This window comes from Halalkalibacter akibai JCM 9157 (assembly GCF_000513135.1).
Lineage (GTDB): Bacteria > Bacillota > Bacilli > Bacillales > Bacillaceae_D > Halalkalibacter > Halalkalibacter akibai.
In genome coordinates, this window is record NZ_BAUV01000102.1 from 1 (window position 1) to 3,704 (window position 3,704).

Below are 3,704 nucleotides of genomic sequence, written 5' to 3' on the forward strand. Positions count from 1 at the left end.
TGGGCAGTTTAGTTTAAGAGGACAAAATTTGGGAGGAGAACTATCTTTTATGAAAAAGGGTACTATTGCTTTGTTTTTATTATTGATATTAATTGCTATTGGTTGTTCGCAAAAATACCCTTATGCAATGTCAGAGGACCGATATAATATCTTTTATATTGCACCAGAAGATAAAGATGATGAACACTTTGACTATTTTCAATGGTTTACAGACTTTCATGAAGAAAATACAGAAGTAGGTTTACTTGTGTATGATTTACATTTAACACAGGAAACATATCCCTCATTAAAAGCAAAAGAAGCACCTTACTTTTATGTATTAGACAAAAAAAGAATTCTTCTCGAAACAACTGATTTTGAAGAAATAAGAAACTTTTTGGTTGAAAATATTAAATAAGTTATTTCACTAACGGATGCGATAGCTTAATAAAGGTTTCGCCTAGCCTTGTTGAACGAGGCAGTTTAGTTGAAGAAGAAAAACGATTAATGCGTATTTGACAACTTTAGTGAACTGAATGGTCATACTAAGGTAAAAAAGGCGTGATATTTGTGAAACAAACATTATTTCTTATGACTTTAATTTCATTACCATTACTATTGGGATTAGTTAAAGAGAAACAAGATGAGTGTCTTCCTTGTAAAGATTGCTATGATATAGCTTGGGATGATGGATATGGACTTGGATTGGCAACAGGCGAAATACGTGAAAGATATAGTATCGTTCGAACCCTTATAAAAATGGGTAAAACAGACAAAGAAATTATTAATATAGCAAGAACCAGCTATGTTGAGCTAGAGGACATAAAGAATCAGCTTAAAGAATATCATGGCTTTTTTGAATTTGAAGTAACGAGGTATGAACTTATCAGGACTCTCTTGAAAGAAGGCAAAACAGATGAAGAAATTGTCCAAAAAGCACATTCAAGTTTTTATGAATTGGAGCAGGTGAAAAAACGACTTAAAAAATATAATGGAAAATTCAAATGGGAAGTGTAGTAAATAAAACACTTATTATAATCGAAAGCGACAAGTCTTGGTGAACTAATTGAACATATTGTGAAGAAGTGTACTTATGCTTACGGAAGCAGATAGTGGAACAGAGCTGTCGCTTCTTCAACTATTGGGCAGTTTAATAAAAAAGCATTTTGAGAAGTTCTCAACAACGCATTGGGGACTTTTTTTATTTTTAGAGATATAAAAACTTATTTTGCAGTAAATGATTAATTTATTTTTATAAAGCTGTAACGTTCTTCGGTATTTATAGATATACAAATGAAAGGAGGAAAGATGTGGGGCATTTAACTGATCTATATAAGGAGAATTTTGCACTTGTTTTTAAATATTTGATGACGTTGTGTAGGGATACCGATGTAGCTGAGGAATTAACACAAGAAACATTTTATAAAGCGATACATTCTATTGAACGTTTTAATGGTTCTTGTAAAATATCTGTTTGGCTATGTCAAATTGCTAAACATACATATTATCAATACGTTGATAAACAAGTGAAACAACCAGAACTTTCAGAACTACAAGTTAGTCCTTCTATTGAACAATTATTAATAGAACAGGAGGACAAAATCGAGCTATACCGTTATATTCATCAATTAAAAGAACCGTATAGAGAAATACTCCATTTGCGTCTTTTAGGTGGTCTTAGTTTTCAAGAAATAGGTGAGATTTTAGAGAAAAATGAAAACTGGGCAAGGGTAACATTTTACAGAGCTAAAGTGAAATTACAAGAGGAGGTAAAACGAAGTGAATAATTGTGAAATTGTAAAAGATTTATTACCTATGTATATAGACGGTTTGTGCAGTCCGACAAGTAACACATTGGTAGAACAGCATCTTTCTACTTGTAGACAATGCAAGCAAACTCACACTCAAATGCTTGCGGAGTTTGATCTTGAACAAGGAGAGGTATATAAAATAGCTATGCAACAAAAACAACCATTCGAAAAAATGAATAATATTTTTAAATCGTTCCGAACTTTTTCTAAAATATTAAAATGGATGACTGTGCTTGCTGTTTTTATTACTATCATTCTCATAGGAAAAGGCTATGTTGATACAGGAGATTTAGCAAATGACTTCAAACATCAAGAAATGATTGAACAAGAACAACAAAATATTATGAATTCTGCTTTTGAAAATGTGGTTAATACAGGAACTTCTGGACTGCAAAAAGTTTCAAATGATTATAGTAATCAGATTAAATACATTGCTGTTTTTAGTACGAAAGAAATAGAACCATTATCGGATGATTACAGCAAACCGAAAGTGATTTATCCATTACCTTATGAGAAGTCGGAAGCTATCTATGAGAATGGACAATTAATAACAGAGAAAATTACACCTACCGATTATGATATTGGCACAATGGCTATGGAGAAGGATGGTTACATTGTTCAATTCGAATACACTAAACATCATTTGAATGAAGTTGAGAGAGCTTTTCAAACAAAGCATTATAGCAGAAGTTATTTACAAATATGGATTCCTGCTCTTGTAGCTATGTTAATGACAATTTGTTTGTACTTCTTATATAGAGGAATAAAGAATAATAATAGAAAAGCACAAAAATTGATAGAATGATTCATTATGAAAATTTACACTAAAAGTTAGTGAAGAAATGCACTTCAACTAACGGATGCGATTGTTCAATAGGGACAGTCGCTTTTTTTATAACGACTACTTGAAGAGTCTATAAATTTCAACTAACAGTTGAATAATTCTAAAAATCAATTTATAAGTTATTGTTTACTCGTTATATATAATAATAGAATTGCTTATAGAGGGATGTGAGAAATAATTGAAAGATAAATTTGCAAAAAATATTAACCGTTATCGAAAAGAGAAGGGACTAACTCAAGAAGGGCTTGCACGGCAGCTAGGAGTTACTTATCAAGCAGTTTCTAAGTGGGAAAATGAACAAGCGATGCCTGATATTTCACTTTTACCAGAAATCTCTAAGATATTAGAAGTAAGCGTTGATAAGTTACTAGGATATATATCGTATGATAAACAAGTCACTATCTACGAAAAAGAATATGAGACCTCTCAATATTATTGGGGAGTAAATCCTAATCCAGACTGCTACAAGGTTCTTGAGCTTATGCCACCTACAAAGCACTTGAAATTATTAGATATTGGTTGTGGAGAAGGAAAAAATTCTGTATTTTTCGCAAGGAATGGTTATGATGTTACAGCCTTTGACATAGCCGACGCAGGTATTGAAAAAACGAAGAAACTTGCTGATATGGTTGGGGTTGATTTAAAAGTTTTTAAGGCTGATATTATGGATTTTAGGTTAAGTACACAATTTGACATACTTTTTTCAAGTGGTGTTTTACATTACGTTAAACCAGACGCCAGAAAAGAAATATTTCATAATTATAAGAGCTTTACAAACAACGATGGTATGCATTTCTTTAATGTATTTGTTCAAAAGCCCTTTATTGCTCCACCACCTGAAAAAGAACCGTATTCTTATATCTGGAAATCAGGTGAACTATTATCTCATTATCACGATTGGTTAATAGAAAGTTGCCCAGAAATAATCATTGATTGTTATTCATCAGGAATACCCCATCAACATGCAATTAATAAGATAATTTCGAAAAAAAATAAACATGAGATTTCTTCTATTAGCAATTTCAGATAAACACTGTATTAATATAAATTTAAACTTACCTAATTGGAGG

Annotated in this window: 5 protein-coding genes; all 5 read left to right on the forward strand. The window is 31.6% G+C overall.

Annotated features, from left to right (window positions below; translation table 11 throughout):
• Positions 1–397 (forward strand): hypothetical protein (locus JCM9157_RS22735; protein ID WP_035668756.1); only part of this gene is annotated, 397 nt, incomplete at its 5' end.
• A gap of 152 nt (positions 398–549) precedes the next feature.
• Positions 550–996, forward strand: coding sequence for a hypothetical protein (locus JCM9157_RS22740; RefSeq protein ID WP_035668757.1), 447 nt, complete (start codon positions 550–552; stop codon positions 994–996).
• A 293-nt stretch (positions 997–1,289) separates the two neighbouring features.
• Positions 1,290–1,766 carry an RNA polymerase sigma factor gene (locus JCM9157_RS22745; protein WP_035668758.1) on the forward strand — a complete coding sequence of 159 codons (477 nt, stop codon included), beginning with the start codon at positions 1,290–1,292 and terminating at the stop codon, positions 1,764–1,766.
• The gene (locus JCM9157_RS22750; protein WP_035668759.1) at positions 1,759–2,595 is read left to right on the forward strand and encodes a zf-HC2 domain-containing protein; all 837 of its coding nucleotides are present in this window, start codon (positions 1,759–1,761) and stop codon (positions 2,593–2,595) included. The genes JCM9157_RS22745 and JCM9157_RS22750 overlap by 8 nt, the downstream gene beginning before the upstream one ends.
• A 217-nt stretch (positions 2,596–2,812) precedes the next feature.
• Positions 2,813–3,664, forward strand: a complete 852-nt coding sequence (locus JCM9157_RS22755) for a DNA (cytosine-5-)-methyltransferase (protein ID WP_035668760.1) — start codon at positions 2,813–2,815, stop codon at positions 3,662–3,664.
• Positions 3,665–3,704 lie beyond the last annotated feature (40 nt).